We start from the raw sequence: 15073 nt of genomic DNA, 5'->3' as shown, positions 1-15073 counted from the left end.
CATCGGTGTGCAAGAAGCGTAGGATCGAGGCATGCCCGCCTCCCCCACCCGTGCCCCGCGACGCGATGCCGCCGCGAACCGGGAGGCCCTCCTCGTCGCCGCGGCCGCAGCCCTGAACGAGGACATCGACGCCTCCCTCGAGACCATCGCCGCGCGCGCCGGCCTCAGCCGCCGCGCCCTCTACGGCCACTTCGCCAACCGCGACGACCTGCTCGTCGACGTCTTCACGCGCGGCGCCGCCCGGCTCGCCGCCCTGCTCGACCCGGTGTCGCATCCCGACGCCCGCGTCGAGATCGCCCTCTTCGGCGCGACCCTCTGGGCCGAGGTCGAGCACATCCGTGTCAGCGCCGCCCTCGCCGTCCGCGGGCCGCACCGGCACATGGTCGCCACGGCGCTCGACCCGGCACGCGAGCGCCTGCGCTCCACCGTCGAGCGCGGCATGTCCGCCGGTCAGGTGCGCACCGACCTCGACCGAGAGACCGTCACCCGCCTGATCGAGAACGCCGCCGTCGCCGTCCTCGACGAGGCCACCCGCGCGGGCCTCTCCCGCGCCGCCGGGCACCGCCTGGTCATGCTGGCCGGCCTCGCCGCCGCCGGCCTCGGCTGGCAGGAGGCCGACGCCCTCATCGACACCACACCCGAACTGGCCTTCGTCCCGGACGACGACCGCATCCCGCACCAGGGCCCCGGCCCGGAGGAGGCCCGATGAAGATCGCACTCGACTCGGTCTCGAAGGGACCGCGCAACGCGGCCCTGCCGCCGACCAGCGTCGCCTACGCGAACGGCCAGGCGGTGCTCGCACGCGCCGAGACCGAGCAGCGGCCGACGGTGCTCGGCCTGATCGCCTCCGGGCGCATGCGCCCCGACGCGGGAGTCGTCACGATCGACGGCTCGACGGACTACCGCGCCATGCGCCGACGGATCGCGTTGATCGACGCACCCGACGTGTGCGAGCCCGCAGCCGACGTCACCGTCGCCGGGATCGTGGCCGAAGAGCTCATGTTCGCCGGCCGCGCCTCCCACCCGATCGCCGTCAACAAGCGACTGAACGAGCTGGGCGCCTCCGAATACGCGCGCTGGGGCATCGGGACGGTCCCGCCGACAGTCCGCATCCGTCTGCTCGCCGAGCTCGCGCTGATGCGGGAGGGCGTCGACGGCCTCGTGATCGTCTCACCCGACCGCCACGGCGGCGACCCGACCGAATGGTGGACGTTCGCCCGCGAGCTCGCGGGCCGCGGCATCGCCGTGCTCGTCGTGGCCGGCGACGCCTCCGCCGCGGCCATCGCCGCCGCCTCCCTCGTCTCGCGACTCGACGAGACCGCTTCCGCCCCCGCGACCTTCGACGAGGACCCGGGCCGCGACGACACCGATGACCTTCCCGACCTGATCGTGGAGAACGCATGAAGATCCCGCAGATGATCGCGGCGGAGTTCCGCCGCCTGACCGCCAACCCGATGGCCATCGTGGCGCTCATCGCCCTGATGGCCGTGCCGGTGCTGTACGGCGGGCTGTACCTGTGGGCCAACCAGAACCCGTACGCCAACCTCAACAAGATCCCGGCGGCGATCGTGGTCGACGACACCGGCACGACGGTCGACGGCAAGGACATCAACTACGGCCACCAGGTCGCCGACCAGCTCGTCGACGACGACTCGTTCGACTGGCACATCGTCGAGTCCGGGTCCGCCGCGAGCGGGGTCGACGACTCCAAGTACGACTTCAGCATCACGTTCCCGTCGGACTTCTCGTCGGCGCTGGCCTCCGCCTCCGGTTCGAGCCCGCACCGGGCCGTCGTGACGCTCACGACGAACGACACCAACAGCTACCTCGCCTCGACGATCGGAACGCAGGCGGCGGAGAAGATCCGCACCTCCATCGTCAAGCAGGTCAACCAGCAGGCGGCGGAGCAGTTCCTCCTCGGCCTCTCCGACATCCGCTCCAGCCTGGTGAAGGCCGCGGACGGAGCCGGCCAGCTCGTCGACGGCAGCGCCACCGCGCAATCCGGCGCCTCCGCCCTCGCCGACGGCACGGCGCAGCTCTCGACCGGATCGCAGACCCTGGCGAGCTCGCTCGGCCAGCTCGCGTCGGGCGCCCAGCAGGTGAGCGACGGTGCCGCGCAGGTCGCGACCGGCAACAAGGAGCTCGCAGGCAAGGCGAACGAAGCCGGGCAGGTCGCGGCGAACCTCGCGACGGAGGCCCCGGCCGCGCAGCAGGAGCTGCTCACGCGCCTGGCGGAAGCCGGGGCGACCGAGGCCCAGCTCGATCAGGTGAAGGCGGTGCTCGGCGACCTCGACAGCAAGGTGCAGGCGGGCAACGACCAGATCCAGGCCGCCGTCGGAAAGATCAACCAGCTCTCGGCCGGAGCCGACCAGGTCGCCAGCGGCGCCTCCCAGGTCGCGAGCGGCTCGGCGCAGGCCCAGGCCGGCGCGTCCCAGCTCGCCACCGGCGCGGGCACGGCCGCCAGCGGCGCGGCACAGCTGCGCGACGGCCTCACGACCCTCCACGACGGCACCACCACCCTGAGCAACGGCCTCCAGGACGGCGTCAAGCAGATCCCGGACAACTCCCCCGAGCTGCAGAAGAAGCAGGCGTCCACGATCGCCGACCCGGTGAACCTGAAGAACGACAGCATCACCTCGGCCGGGACCTACGGCGCCGGCCTCGCCCCGTTCTTCGTCGCCCTCGCCGGATGGATCGGCATCTACGCGCTCTTCCTGATCGTGAAGCCCGTCTCGCGCCGCGCGATCACCGCCCTGCACTCGCCGGTCAAGATCACCCTCGCCGGCTGGCTCACACCGGGTCTGCTCGGCGCCATCCAGATGGTCGGGCTGTTCGCGATCGTGGCGGGGGCCCTCGGCTTCCGGATCGAGAATCCGGTCGGGATGTACGGGCTCATGGCGTTGGCGTCGCTGACGTTCGCCGCCATCATCCTCGCGCTCAACGTCTGGCTGGGCAGCGTCGGGCAGTTCCTCGGCCTGGTGCTGATGGTGCTCCAGCTCGTGACCGCGGGAGGCACGTTCCCCTGGCAGACGCTGCCCGGACCGCTGGCCGCCCTGCACCACGTGCTGCCGATGTCGTACGCGGTCGACGGGATACGCCAGCTGATGTACGGCGGCAACCCGGCGACGGCCTGGGCGGACGCGGGCGTGCTCGGGCTCTGGCTGCTCATCGCGCTGCTGGTCTCGGCGATCGGGGTGACGCGGATGACGCACTTCCGAACGCTCCGCGACCTGCGGCCGTCGCTGATCGGCTGACCGACCGGCCGGCTGGCCGGCCGACTGGCCGGCCCGCGTGGCGGAGGCGGGAGGTGCCGTCACCGGTGCGCGCTAGGCTCGGCGCGTGACCGCCTCCCATCGCCTCCTGCACCTCAGCGACACCCACCTGTACGGCGACGGCCGCCTGCACTACGACCTCGTCGACACTCGGGCGGCGCTCGAACGGGTGCTCGAGCGGGCCTCCTCGCTCGGCGCGGTGGACGCCGTCGTCGCGTCGGGGGATCTGTCGGAGGACGGCTCGGCCGAGTCGTACCGCATCCTGTCCGGACTGCTCGAACCCTGGGCGGCCGCGCGCGGGGCGCAGGTCGTCTATGCGATGGGCAACCACGACGTCGCCGAGAGCTTCGAGGAGGTCCTCGGCGAGCGCGAGAGCGTCGTCGAGGTGCGCGGACTGCGCATCGTGACCGTGGACTCCACGGTCGCCGGCGCCGGGTACGGCGAGGTCGGCGAGGAGCGCCTGGAGCGGCTGCGCGAGATTCTCGGCGAGTCGGCCGACCACGGCACCGTCGTGGTGCTGCACCATCCGCCCACACCTCCCACCACCGGGCTGTTCGAGTCGCTGCGGCTCGTGGACGCCGAGGCGCTGCTCGAGGCGTGCCGGGAGGGCGACGTGCGCGCGATCCTCGCCGGGCACTACCACCACGCGCTGGTCACCGAGACGGATCCCGGATACATCCCCCTCGTCGTCGCACCGGCCGTCGCGAACACCACCGACGTGCTGTGGCCGGCCCCCGGCGAGCGCGCGGTTCGCGGCTCCGGATTCGCCCTGGTCGACCTCCCGGGCGACGAGCCCGTGCGGGCGCACATCGTCGCCGTCCCCGCGCCCGGCGACGGCGAGACCGTCTACGAGCTCGACGCGGCGGACGTCGCCCGCATCGCCGAGGCCTCCGGCTGGCACGGAGAGCCGTGAGCGCCCCGGCCGGGTACTCCGGCACGCCGCTGTGGAAGAAGCTCGGGCTGAAGCCCGGGATGGTCGCCCAGCTGCTGCATGCGGATCCCGGCTGGCGCGTCCCGCTGGACGAGCCGGGCGCCCCCGCGCCCGTGGAGTGGCTGACGCCGGACGACAGCGGCCCGGCCCAGCTCGTGCTCGCGTTCTACCGGGAGGCCGCGGAGTACCTCGGCGAGCTCGACGCGATCGGCGCGCGCATCCGGCCCGACGGGATGCTGTGGGCCGCCTGGCCGCGTAAGGCCGCCGGGCATGTGAGCGACATCGATGAGAACCTGCTCCGCGACGCCGCGCTCGACCGCGGCCTGGTCGACGTGAAGGTCGCCGCGATCTCCACCGACTGGTCGGGCCTCAAGATCGTCTGGCGCCGAGAGAACCGCTGACCCCTCGCCCGCACCCTTCGCGACATTCGGCACGAATCGCGGGAAAGGGCGTGCCATTCGCGACATTCGGCACGAATCGCAGGCGGTTCAGAAGCGTACGTGCTGCAGGACCCACGCGTGCATCGCGACGGCGGCAGCGGCGGAGGCGTTGATCGAGCGCGTCGAACCGAACTGCGAGATCTCGATCACCGCGTCGGCGGCGTCGATCGCCGGCTGCGACAGCCCCGGCCCCTCCTGGCCGAACAGCAGCACGCACTCCCGCGGCAGAGCGAACGTCTCGATCAGCACCGATCCGGGCACGTTGTCCACCGCGATGATCGGGAGGCCGGCCTCCCGCGCCCAGGCGACGAACGCCTCCACGTCGTCGTGATGGACGACGTGCTGGTAGCGGTCGGTCACCATCGCACCGCGCTTGTTCCAGCGCCGGCGCCCGATGATGTGCACGGTGTCGGCGGCGAACGCGTTGGCGCTGCGCACGATCGACCCGATGTTCATGTCGTGCTGCCAGTTCTCGATCGCGACGTGGAACGGGTGACGGTGCTCGTCGAGGTCGGCGACGATCGCCTCCATGCGCCAGTAGCGGTAGCGGTCGATCACGTTGCGGGTGTCGCCCTGACGCAGCAGCTCGGGATCGAACCGATCGTCCTCCGGCCACTCGCCCGGCCACGGCCCGACTCCGTGCGTGCTGAGCTCGTGCGACGGTCCGGGATGATCCACTCCGCCAGCGTAGCCGCCCGCCCCGTAAGCTGGTGGCGTCCAGTCTCCAATCGAAAGGGGTTCGCGTGGCGCGACGCGACGAGATCGAATGCTGGCTCACCGACATGGACGGCGTGCTCGTCCATGAGAACCAGGCGTTGCCCGGTGCTGCAGAGCTCATCCAGCAGTGGCGCGACAACGGCACCCCGTTCCTCGTGCTCACCAACAACTCCATCTACACGCCGCGAGACCTCGCCGCCCGACTCCGCGCCTCCGGCCTGGATGTGCCCGAGGAGTCGATCTGGACCTCCGCGCTCGCCACCGCCGACTTCCTCAAGTCGCAGAAGCCCGGCGGCAGCGCCTACGTCATCGGCGAGGCCGGCCTCACGACCGCCCTCCACGAGGCGGGCTTCATCATGACCGACACGAACCCCGACTACGTCGTCGTGGGCGAGACCCGCAGCTACTCGTTCGACGCGATCACGAAGGCCGTGCGGCTGATCGGCGCGGGCGCCCGCTTCATCTCCACCAACCCGGACGCGACCGGCCCGAGCGCCGAAGGCCCCATGCCCGCGACCGGTGCCGTGACCGCCATGATCACCAAGGCCACCGGCGGCATGGAGCCCTATGTCGTCGGCAAGCCCAACCCGATGATGTTCCGCTCGGCGCTCAACCGCATCGGCGCCCACTCCGAGAACACCGCGATGATCGGCGACCGGATGGACACCGACGTCGTCGCGGGCATCGAGGCGGGCCTCCACACCATCCTGGTGCTCACCGGGATCAGCGACCAGGCCGAGATCGACCGCTATCCGTTCCGCCCGGACGAGATCCTGAGTGGCGTGCGCGAACTGCTTGCGACCGAGCCCGTCGAATCCGACCTCTGACCGCGTGACCCTCGAGCATCATCCCGCCGCCTACGACCGGGTGCGCGCGGCGATCCGGGATGCGGCGCGCACCGCGTGGACGAACCTGCGGCGCGAGCATCCCGAGTCGTTCTACTACTTCGGGCTGTGGACGACACCGCTCGCGCACCGGCCGGCCCCGACGGCGATCTCCACCGAAGGCCAGGCCCGAGCACTCGACGACTACCGTGCACGCGACCTGGCCGTCAGCGCGGACGACCTCCGCTGGGCCGAGAACGACTCGCCCTACGACCTGTTCGGCGACGACGGCTTCGCCGAGGTCGAGCTCCTGTTCGACGCGTTCGGAAACCCGTACGACCGGCCCCGCGAGGTGAACGAGGCGCTCTTCGAGACCATCACAGGCGCGCTCGCCGACCTCGACGCCGAAGGCTTCTTCGGCGCGGGCGCGGAGCGCGACACGGTCGTGCTGAACGTGACCATGCCCGGTCATGACGAGAAGGACGACCTGCTCGAGTCCGCGCGAGCCCTCAATCCGCCGTCGGCACTCGTCCGCTACGAGGCCGACCGGGCCGAGTAGGCGGAACGGGCGACCGGCCGGGTCGAGATCAGCCGGTCGGACCGGGGCCGGCGACCGACGAGGTCATCGGCTCGCCCGTCGAGCGGGTGGCGAAGCAGTAGTACGAACGCTGCCCGCTCTTCCACTGCTCCTCGGTCGCCGGGAACGTCCCCTGCACCTGGAGGCCGGTGTACGCGGCGGCGGCGTTCAGGTCGATCACGCCGGCGGCCGTGCACCAGCCGTTGATCTGCTGCGCCAGCGAATCGGCGCCCGGGTACGGGGCGGCGATGTCGGGGTTGAGGATGCCGCTGTAAACCATCTGCGCAGTGTGCGGCGTCGCGCAGTCGACCACGGTGAACGACTCCGCCCAGGGCGTCGTGTACGGCTCGATGCACTCGCCTCCGGCGAGAGCCGACCACGCCGCCACGCCCGCGGCGGCCGGGGCTCCCGGCTTGGGCGTGACCGTGGGCGTCGGGGTGGGCGTCGGGGTCGGGGTCGCCGAGGCGGACGTGCCGGCCGAGGCCTTCGGCGTCGACGGTGCGGCGCCGAAGAGGGCGGGCAACCGCGTTCCGAGCGCGAACAGGCCGATCAGGACGAGGACGACCGCGAGGGCGCCGGCGACGATGAAGAGGATGCGGTTGTTGCGCGGGTTGCGCGGACGGGACGGCGGAGGGCCGCCCGCCGACGACCCGGCGCCTCCTCCCGGGGTCTCCGGAGCGGCGCCCGGGGCACCGGCAGGCGGGACGACGGGCGGGGAGACAGGGGGAGGCGCGACGGGCGGGGTGGCGGCCGCGGGGATCACGACGGTCGGATCCGCGGCGAAGACCGGCGCGGGAAGAGTCTCCTGCGGCACGGTCAGGGGTGCGGCGGGAGCGCCTTCCAGTGGAAGGAAGAGCGGCTCGGTGAACTGCGGGCCCTCGACGGCGGCGCCGGGCTCGGCGGCGAGTCCCGGGAAGAGCTCCGTCGGCGCATCGGATGAGGGGGCGCCGTCGGGCTCGGTCTCGGGTTCTGGCTCTGGCTCTGCGACCTCGCCGAAGAGTGCGGCGAGACCGTCGTCGGCAGCGTGCGGTTCCTCCGGCTCGGGCTCCTGCTCCGGCTCCGGCACCGGCACCGGCACCGGCACGATCGGCTCTGCCTGCTCAGGCTCCGGCTCGGGCTCCGGCACGGACACGACTGGCACGACCGGCGTCGTGGGGAACTCGGGCGGCGCGACGTGCCTCGGCGGGACGAGGGGATCCGGGTCCCCGACGCGTGCCGCGAGCAGAGCCGCCATCTGGGCCGTGTCGAGCTTCGTCGTCGGCACGTCGGCGCCGTCCGCCATGGGCTCGACGAGTTCGGACGGATGCGGCGGGGGAAGGACGGGCTCGGCCGGCGGCGTCGGTGCGGCGAACGCGGGAGGAACAGCCGGCGGGGGCGTGAAGAGTGGGGGCGCGACGGGTGGGACGGTCGGCGGCGGCACGACCGTCGCGGGAGGCAGCACGGTCGGCGGGGGCGTCGTCAGGGAGCCGGGGACGACCGGGATGATCCCCGTCGTGTCGCCGATCACCGAGCGGGAGGCCGGCGCGTCGGTCTCCCGGGTGCCGTAACCGAGCAGGGCTGCGAGTCCGTGACTCTGCGGCTCCGGCGCAGTGGTCTCCGGCTCCTCCGTCGTCGCGGGCTGCCCGGGAGCGGACTCGTCGGCGACGGGGGATGTCGCCGGGGCGGCCTCCGGCACGGCGGCGGGCTCGTCCCACTCGGGCGGCTTGGGCATCCGGAGCGACGCCAGGAAGCTCGGCGGTTCCGTCGGCGTGGTGGCTGCCGGCGGCGTCGTGGCGGCTGCCGGGGGCGTCACGGTCGCCGGGGGCTCGGGAAGTACCGGGAGCACCGGCGCAGCCGGGTCGGGCGCGCTGAACACCGGCGGGGGTGGCAGCACCGGTTCGGGCGCCACCGTCGCGACGGGTTCCGGCTCGACCGGCACAGGCTCGGCTTCGGACGCAGGAGCAGACGCGGGCGCGATCGCTTCAGGTTCCACCGGGACGGCCGGGATGAGCGGCGCGGACGGATCGCTGCGCACCAACGGATCGTCCCCCGCGCCGGGCGTCAGGTTCCAGGTGAACGGCGCCGCGGAAGGCGTCGCCGCCTCGGGCGCGGGACCGGTCCCCACCGCCTCGATCGGCCCGGCCTCCGCGGACGACGACGGCTCAGCATCGTCGTCCTGACCGTCGTCGAGGTCGTCGTGCGTCTCGTACTGCGTCCCCAGCTCACGGAACAGCCATTCGGGGCTGCCGAACTCGGGCTCCTCCGCGCCCGGCGCAGCAGAGCTCGACGACGCCTCGGCGTCGCCGTCGCCGCTCGCCGGATCGCGGTGGTCGGCCACTACTCCAGCCCCAGATCCTTCAGGCCGATGGCGGCGAAGTAGGGGTAGCCGGCCGCCTCGATGACCTCACGCGCACCGGTGTCGCGATCGACGACCACGGCCACGGCCACGACCTCGGCGCCGACCTTCTTCAGGGCTTCGACCGCCTTGAGCGGCGAGCCGCCCGTGGTGGAGGTGTCTTCGAGGACGATGACGCGCTTGCCTTCGAGGTCCGGGCCCTCGACCTGCTTGCCGCGGCCGTGGTCCTTCGGCTCCTTGCGCACGACGAATGCGTCGTAGCCCGCGCCGCGTGCCGCGCCCTGGTGCAGGATGGCGGCGGCGACGGGGTCGGCGCCCATGGTCATCCCGCCCACGGCGAAGACGTCGGGGATGTCGGCGATGAGGTCGAGCATGACCTGGCCGATCAGCGGAGCGACCCGGTGGTCGAGGCTGACCTTGCGCAGGTCGACGTAGTACGTGGCCTTCTTGCCGCTCGTGAGCGTGAAGTCCCCGTGGAAGACGGCCTCGGCCGAGATGTAGTCGATGAGCTGCTGTCGTGCGTCGGTCACGTCCCGATTCTATGGGGACGGACCCCCCGATACGATCGGTGCATGCGTGTCGCCACCTGGAACGTCAACTCCATCCGCACCCGCGTCGGCCGCGTGGTCGACTGGCTCGTCCGGGAGGACGTGGATGTGCTGGCCATGCAGGAGATCAAGTGCAAGCCGGAGCAGTTCCCATACGGGCCCTTCGAGGAGGCGGGATACGAGGTCGTGCTGCACGGTCTCAACCAGTGGAACGGCGTCGCCATCGCGAGCCGGCTGCCGATCGACGAGGTGCAGGTCGGATTCCCCGACATGCCCGGCTTCCTCAAGGGCCACGAGGGCCCGGATCTGCCGAAGGAGGCCCGCGCGATCGGGGCCACGGTCGACGGCGTGCGGCTCTGGAGCCTGTACGTGCCCAACGGACGGGCGCTGGACGACCCGCACTACCACTACAAGCTCGACTGGCTCGCCGCGCTGGCGGAGGACACCCGCGGCTGGCTGGCCGAGAACCCGCACCTCCCGCTCGCCCTGATGGGCGACTGGAACGTGGCACCGCTCGACTCCGATGTCGGCGACCCGACTCTGATCCCCGGCGTCTCGACCCACATCTCCCCCCCGGAGCGCACGGCGTTCTCGGCGTTCGAGGCGGCGGGACTCACCGACGTCGTGCGGCCGCTCGTGCCTGAGGGCTACACGTACTGGGATTACAAGCAGCTGCGGTTCCCGCGCAACGAGGGTCTTCGGATCGACTTCATCATGGGGTCGGAGGCGTTCGCCGACCGGGTGGCGGGAGCCTCCATCCACCGCAACGAGCGCAAGGGCGACGCCCCGAGCGACCACGTGCCGGTGCTGGTCGACCTCACCGACGCTCCCGGTGACGACGAGGACGAGGACCGGCCGATGATCTTCGGCTGACGCCGGTCGGCCGAAGGGCCGGCGGCAAGCTTTCGTTACGCCAGGTTTCATCGCGCGGGCACGCCCCCGAGCGCTTCGGTAGCGTCGGAGCACCATGTCCGAGACATCGTCCGCCTACCCCGTCGAGTTCGCCGGGGTCGGTCGCGCCTTCGCGGCCCCTCAGCGCCGCGGCCGCACGGGCGAGATCCGGCCCGTGCTGCGTGATGTGTCGCTGCGCGTCGACGCCGGTGAAGTCGTCGCGATCCTCGGCGCCAGCGGGTGCGGCAAGTCGACGCTGCTGCGGATCGCGGGCGGCCTCGACCGGCCCACGGCCGGCTCGGCCCTGATCGACGGCTCGCCCGTCGCCGGCGTGGACCCGCGCTGCGCGGTCGGCTTCCAGGAGCCGCGACTCCTGCCCTGGCGCTCGCTCGCCGACAACGTCGCGCTCGGACTCCCCCGCGGACTGGACCGCGCGTCCGGGCGCGAGCGTGTCGCCCGACTGCTCGATCTCGTCGGACTGTCCGCCTCGGCAGCACTGCGGCCGCGCGAGGTGTCGGGAGGGATGGCCCAGCGGGCGTCCCTGGCCCGCGCCCTCGCCCGGAACCCCGGCGTCCTGCTGCTCGACGAGCCGTTCGGCGCGCTGGACGCGCTCACCCGGCTCAAGATGCAGGACCTGCTCGTCGATGTGCACGCCGCCGCCCCCACGACCATCCTCCTCGTCACCCACGACGTCGACGAGGCTCTGCAGCTCGCCGACCGCATCATCCTGCTGGGCGCCGAGGAGGGACGCGCGGGCGCGACCATCCGCAGCATCACGACCGTGCCGGGTTCGCGACCGCGGGATCGCGGATCTGCGGAGCTCGCAGGGCTGCGCGCCGAGCTGCTCGACGGCCTGGGCATCGACCTCCACGGCAACGCGCACGACGACTCCCCCGCGACCGACGGCCGAATGTCCTCCACAGCCGAGGCCAGCCTGGTCTGACTCCACGGATCCGGCCTCCCGCCCGCGCGGCACAGCACCGCACGGGAGGCTCGACTCAGCACCATCCGCACCACTCGCACCGCAGCAATCGCACCTCAGCACCGCACCCACACAGCACGGCTCGACGGAGCCACAGACCAGGAGGCCTCATGCGCCGCACACCCACCATCGTCACGGCCCTCGCGGCCGCCGCCGCAGCGGCGACCCTGCTGCTCACGGGCTGCGTCGCCGGGGAGGGCTCCGCGTCGGGGGCCGCCGCCAGCAGCACGCCGGGCACGGTCACGAAGGGCGGAACGCTCAACATCGACTTCGCCACCTACAACCCGCTCAGCCTGGTGATCAAGAAGGAGGGCTGGCTCGAGAAGGCCCTCGCCAAGCAGGACATCACCGTCAACTGGGTGCAGTCGGCCGGCTCCAACAAGGCCAACGAGGCGCTGCGCTCCGGCGCGATCGACGTCGGCTCGACCGCTGGCTCGGCGGCACTCCTCGCCCGCTCGAACGGTTCCGCGATCAAGACGATCGACATCTTCTCCCAGCCCGAGTGGTCGGCGCTCGTCGTCGGCCCGAACTCGACAGTCACCGACGTGAAGGACCTCAAGGGCAAGCAGGTCGCGGCCACCAAGGGCACCGACCCGTACTTCTTCCTGCTGCAGGCGCTGGAGGCCAACGGGCTCTCGGCCGACGACGTCACCATCCAGAACCTCCAGCACGCCGACGGCTGGGCCGCCCTGCAGAACGGCTCCGTCGACGCGTGGGCCGGGCTCGACCCGATCATGGCGAACGCGCAGGCCTCGGGCGCGAAGCTGATCTACCGCAACGTCGACTTCAACACCTACGGGTTCCTCAACGCCACCGAGTCGTTCGTGTCGAGCAAGCCCGACGTGGCGCAGACCGTCGTGAACACCTACGAGTACGCCCGTGCCTGGGCCCGGAAGCACCAGGACGAGACCTCGCAGATCCTCGCGGACGCCGCCAGCATCTCGCTGCCGGTCGCCACGACCGTCATCACCGAGCGCACCAACCTCGACGTCTCGCCGATCCCCGGCGACGCGCAGCTCAAGGTGCTGAAGAAGGTGGGCCCGATCTTCGTCCAGACCGGCGACGTGGCCTCCCAGTCGAACATCGACGCCGCCCTGAAGAGCCTGCTCGACCCGACCTTCGCGAAGAAGGCGGACCCGAGCGCCATCGGAGGCTGACCCCGTCATGTCGTATCAGAACGCACCGGAGGGCGACGGACCGCTGATCGTGGTCGGCGGCCCGGGCGGCGAGGTCGGGAGTGCGACCTCGGTCGCGCGCGAGACGCCGCGTCCGCCTGCGCGGCCGTCGGTGGTGACCGAGGATGGCACGCTCACCGCGCGCACCCCGTTCCTGTCGAGGCGCTGGGTGCGGATCACCGGCGGGCTCGTCCTGCCGGCGATCATCCTGGCGGTCTGGCAGATCGCCAGCACCTCCGGTGCGTTCACGTCCGCGCAGCTGCCGTCCCCGGCCATGGTCTGGGAGGCAGCGGTCGACCTCGCCCAGCGGGGCCTGCTCGGGCTCTACATCGCGATCTCGACGCAGCGCGTCCTGATCGGCTTCGCCTGCGGCGCGGCGCTCGGCCTGCTGCTCGGCGCGGTGGTCGGGCTGTCCCGGCTCGCGGACATCCTGTTCAGCTCCACGCTCGCGGCCGTGCGCGCGGTGCCGTCGCTGGCATGGGTGCCGCTGCTGATCCTCTGGTTCAAGATCGGCGAGGACTCCAAGATCATCCTGATCGCCATCGGCGCCTTCTTCCCCGTCTACACGACGGTCGCGGCCTCGCTGAAGCACGTCGACCGCCACCTCGTCGAGGCCGGGCGCGCCTTCGGGCTGAACGGCGTGCGCCTGTTCACGACGGTGCAGCTCCCCTTCGTGCTGCCCTCGGTGATCTCCGGCCTGCGGCTCGCCCTCGCCCAGGCATGGCTCTTCCTCGTGGCGGCCGAGCTCATCGCCTCCTCGATGGGCCTCGGGTTCCTGCTGAGCGACTCGCAGAACAACGGCCGCACCGACCGACTCTTCCTCGCGATCATCCTGCTCGCCCTGCTCGGCAAGGCGACCGACTCCCTTGTCGGCCTCTTCGAGCGCTGGGCGAACCGCCGCTGGGCGTGAGCCGCGCGGAGGCCGCGCGGCCTCACACCTCCGAGCGGCGCTTCACCGCCGAGTAGACGCGCTCGATCACCCAGAGCAGCACCCCGATCGCGAGCAGAGCCAGGGCGATGCCGTACTGGCCTCCCGGGCGTCCCGACGTCCACGGGAACACCAGATACAGGCACGTGATCGCCCCGATGACCGGCAGTGCCGTCGGCGTGCGGAAGTGCCTGTGTTCCACCGGCTGACGGCGCAGCACGAGCACGGTGATGTTCACGACCGCGAACACGACGAGCAGGAGTAGCGAGGTCGTCCCGCCCAGGAGCGCCACGATCGACCCCTGCGGGTCGAGCGAGACGTAGGCGATGAGCCCCACCGCGAGTGCGGAGGTGAACAGGATGGCCGTCCACGGCGTCCGGCGCTTCGGTGACACCTTCGCCAGGAACGGCGGGAGCACCCCCTGCTTGGCCATGCCGTAGAGCAGCCGGCTCGCCATCATCATGTTGATGAGGGCGGTGTTGGCGACGGCGAACATCGAGATGAACGGCAGCAGGTCGTTGATCGGGAAACCGGGAGCGCCGGCCTCCACCGCCATCACCAGCGGCGTCTCGCTGCCTGCGAGCTCGCCGATCGGGACCAGCGCGACGACGGTGATCGAGACCAGCACGTAGATCACCGCGGCGATCCCGAGACCGCTCAGCATCATCTTCGGGAAGATCCTGCTGGGGTTCTTCGTCTCCTCCGCCATGTTGACGGAGTCCTCGAAACCGACCATCGCGAAGAAGGCCAGCGACGTCGCGGTACTCACCGCGAGCAGCACGTTCTTGTCTTCCGGGGTCTCGAACGCGACCACCCGCGACCAGTCGGCGTTGCCTCCGGAGACCGCCCACAGACCGATGAAGATCACGAGCAGCAGGCCGGACAGCTCCACCAGAGTCAGCACGACGTTGAGCCACACGCTCTCCGTCACCCCGCGCAGGTTCACGAGCATGATCAGGATGATGAAGGCGAGTGCGACGAGCATCGTCGCGAGGTTGTCGTCCGGGAGGCCGAACCCGATCCCGAGGTTCACCGCGAACGCCCGCGACGCCGTCGACGCCGAGGTGATCCCCGACGTCATCACCACGAAGCAGACGATGAAGGTCAGGAAGTGGATGCCGAACGCCTTGTGCGTGTAGAGCGCGGCGCCGGCGGCCTGCGGGTACTTGGTCACCAGCTCCAGGTACGAGAAGGCGGTGAGCGTCGCGACGCCGAAGGCGAGAAGGAACGGCAGCCAGGCCGCGCCGCCCACTTCCGCCGCCACCTGCCCGGTGAGGGCGTACACCCCCGTGCCCAGGATGTCGCCGACGATGAACAGCAGCAGCAGACCGGGCCCGAGCGCCCGTTTGAGCTCGGGCTGCTCGGGCTCGACGGTCTTGACCACCTGGGTCCAGGACGGATCGCTCACGTGTGCTCCCTTCGTCGCGACGGCGATGTCGTGCGTAGAGGAGAC

General features: G+C 71.5%; 15 protein-coding genes. 11 read left to right on the top strand and 4 right to left on the bottom strand.

Translation table 11 applies throughout. The annotated features are described in order from the left end of the window. The first annotated feature begins 31 nt into the window (after positions 1-31). From ACFVU2_RS06690 to ACFVU2_RS06670, 5 genes are all read left to right on the top strand, one after another. Positions 32-709 (top strand): TetR/AcrR family transcriptional regulator, encoded by a 678-nt coding sequence (locus tag ACFVU2_RS06690; RefSeq protein ID WP_387872341.1) that lies wholly within the window; start codon positions 32-34, stop codon positions 707-709. Next, positions 706-1404, top strand: coding sequence for a hypothetical protein (locus ACFVU2_RS06685; protein ID WP_387872339.1), 699 nt, complete (start codon positions 706-708; stop codon positions 1402-1404). Before ACFVU2_RS06690 ends, ACFVU2_RS06685 begins: the two co-directional genes overlap by 4 nt. Continuing rightward, positions 1401-3254, top strand: a complete 1854-nt coding sequence (locus ACFVU2_RS06680; protein ID WP_387872337.1) for a YhgE/Pip family protein — start codon at positions 1401-1403, stop codon at positions 3252-3254. The genes ACFVU2_RS06685 and ACFVU2_RS06680 overlap by 4 nt, the downstream gene beginning before the upstream one ends. A gap of 85 nt (positions 3255-3339) precedes the next feature. Then, positions 3340-4185 carry a metallophosphoesterase gene (locus ACFVU2_RS06675; RefSeq protein ID WP_387872335.1) on the top strand — a complete coding sequence of 282 codons (846 nt, stop codon included), beginning with the start codon at positions 3340-3342 and terminating at the stop codon, positions 4183-4185. Beyond that, positions 4182-4604 carry a DUF3052 domain-containing protein gene (locus tag ACFVU2_RS06670; protein ID WP_387872333.1) on the top strand — a complete coding sequence of 141 codons (423 nt, stop codon included), beginning with the start codon at positions 4182-4184 and terminating at the stop codon, positions 4602-4604. Before ACFVU2_RS06675 ends, ACFVU2_RS06670 begins: the two co-directional genes overlap by 4 nt. A gap of 87 nt (positions 4605-4691) precedes the next feature. Here ACFVU2_RS06670 and ACFVU2_RS06665 read toward each other — a convergent pair whose 3' ends face one another. Further along, positions 4692-5321, bottom strand: a complete 630-nt coding sequence (locus ACFVU2_RS06665; protein ID WP_387872332.1) for a TrmH family RNA methyltransferase — start codon at positions 5319-5321, stop codon at positions 4692-4694. A gap of 65 nt (positions 5322-5386) precedes the next feature. Here ACFVU2_RS06665 and ACFVU2_RS06660 point away from each other — a divergent pair, with 65 nt between their 5' ends. Continuing rightward, the gene (locus ACFVU2_RS06660) at positions 5387-6187 is read left to right on the top strand and encodes an HAD-IIA family hydrolase (protein WP_387872330.1); all 801 of its coding nucleotides are present in this window, start codon (positions 5387-5389) and stop codon (positions 6185-6187) included. A gap of 4 nt (positions 6188-6191) precedes the next feature. Next, positions 6192-6743: a DUF4303 domain-containing protein gene (locus ACFVU2_RS06655; protein ID WP_387872328.1), complete on the top strand. Its 552-nt coding sequence runs from the start codon at positions 6192-6194 to the stop codon at positions 6741-6743. Between the two features lie 28 nt (positions 6744-6771). On the opposite strand, the gene ACFVU2_RS06650 is transcribed toward ACFVU2_RS06655, so the two are convergent. Together ACFVU2_RS06650 and pyrE are read right to left on the bottom strand one after the other, a co-directional pair. Further along, entirely contained in the window at positions 6772-9078 is a 2307-nt protein-coding gene (locus ACFVU2_RS06650; protein ID WP_387872327.1) for a septum formation family protein, read from the bottom strand. Then, positions 9078-9626, bottom strand: coding sequence for an orotate phosphoribosyltransferase (gene pyrE / locus ACFVU2_RS06645; protein ID WP_387872326.1), 549 nt, complete (start codon positions 9624-9626; stop codon positions 9078-9080). The genes ACFVU2_RS06650 and pyrE overlap by 1 nt, the downstream gene beginning before the upstream one ends. Positions 9627-9668: 42 nt before the next feature. Between pyrE and ACFVU2_RS06640 the strand changes: the two genes are divergently transcribed. The 4 genes from ACFVU2_RS06640 (at position 9669) to ACFVU2_RS06625 (ending at position 13602) form a co-directional block, all read left to right on the top strand. Continuing rightward, positions 9669-10517: an exodeoxyribonuclease III gene (locus ACFVU2_RS06640; protein WP_387872324.1), complete on the top strand. Its 849-nt coding sequence runs from the start codon at positions 9669-9671 to the stop codon at positions 10515-10517. 94 nt (positions 10518-10611) lie between these two features. Then, positions 10612-11478 carry an ABC transporter ATP-binding protein gene (locus ACFVU2_RS06635; RefSeq protein WP_387872323.1) on the top strand — a complete coding sequence of 289 codons (867 nt, stop codon included), beginning with the start codon at positions 10612-10614 and terminating at the stop codon, positions 11476-11478. Positions 11479-11627: 149 nt separating this feature from the next. Continuing rightward, entirely contained in the window at positions 11628-12674 is a 1047-nt protein-coding gene (locus ACFVU2_RS06630) for an aliphatic sulfonate ABC transporter substrate-binding protein (protein ID WP_387872321.1), read from the top strand. A 7-nt stretch (positions 12675-12681) separates the two neighbouring features. Then, positions 12682-13602 (top strand): ABC transporter permease, encoded by a 921-nt coding sequence (locus ACFVU2_RS06625; RefSeq protein WP_387872319.1) that lies wholly within the window; start codon positions 12682-12684, stop codon positions 13600-13602. 22 nt (positions 13603-13624) lie between these two features. Here ACFVU2_RS06625 and ACFVU2_RS06620 read toward each other — a convergent pair whose 3' ends face one another. Next, positions 13625-15028 carry an APC family permease gene (locus ACFVU2_RS06620; protein WP_387872318.1) on the bottom strand — a complete coding sequence of 468 codons (1404 nt, stop codon included), beginning with the start codon at positions 15026-15028 and terminating at the stop codon, positions 13625-13627. Between the last annotated feature and the right edge of the window lie 45 nt (positions 15029-15073).

The organism is Leifsonia sp. NPDC058194, from assembly GCF_042883605.1.
Classification (GTDB): domain Bacteria; phylum Actinomycetota; class Actinomycetes; order Actinomycetales; family Microbacteriaceae; genus Leifsonia.
The sequence above is the reverse complement of the archived record's forward strand: the minus strand, read 5'-3'. Positions and strand labels throughout refer to the sequence as shown.

Coding starts and splice junctions, on each gene's coding strand:
- ACFVU2_RS06690 (WP_387872341.1), top strand. CDS start 32: ATGCCCGCCTCCCCCACCCGTGCCCCGCGACGCGATGCCGCCGCGAAC.
- ACFVU2_RS06685 (WP_387872339.1), top strand. CDS start 706: ATGAAGATCGCACTCGACTCGGTCTCGAAGGGACCGCGCAACGCGGCC.
- ACFVU2_RS06680 (WP_387872337.1), top strand. CDS start 1,401: ATGAAGATCCCGCAGATGATCGCGGCGGAGTTCCGCCGCCTGACCGCC.
- ACFVU2_RS06640 (WP_387872324.1), top strand. CDS start 9,669: ATGCGTGTCGCCACCTGGAACGTCAACTCCATCCGCACCCGCGTCGGC.
- ACFVU2_RS06635 (WP_387872323.1), top strand. CDS start 10,612: ATGTCCGAGACATCGTCCGCCTACCCCGTCGAGTTCGCCGGGGTCGGT.
- ACFVU2_RS06630 (WP_387872321.1), top strand. CDS start 11,628: ATGCGCCGCACACCCACCATCGTCACGGCCCTCGCGGCCGCCGCCGCA.
- ACFVU2_RS06625 (WP_387872319.1), top strand. CDS start 12,682: ATGTCGTATCAGAACGCACCGGAGGGCGACGGACCGCTGATCGTGGTC.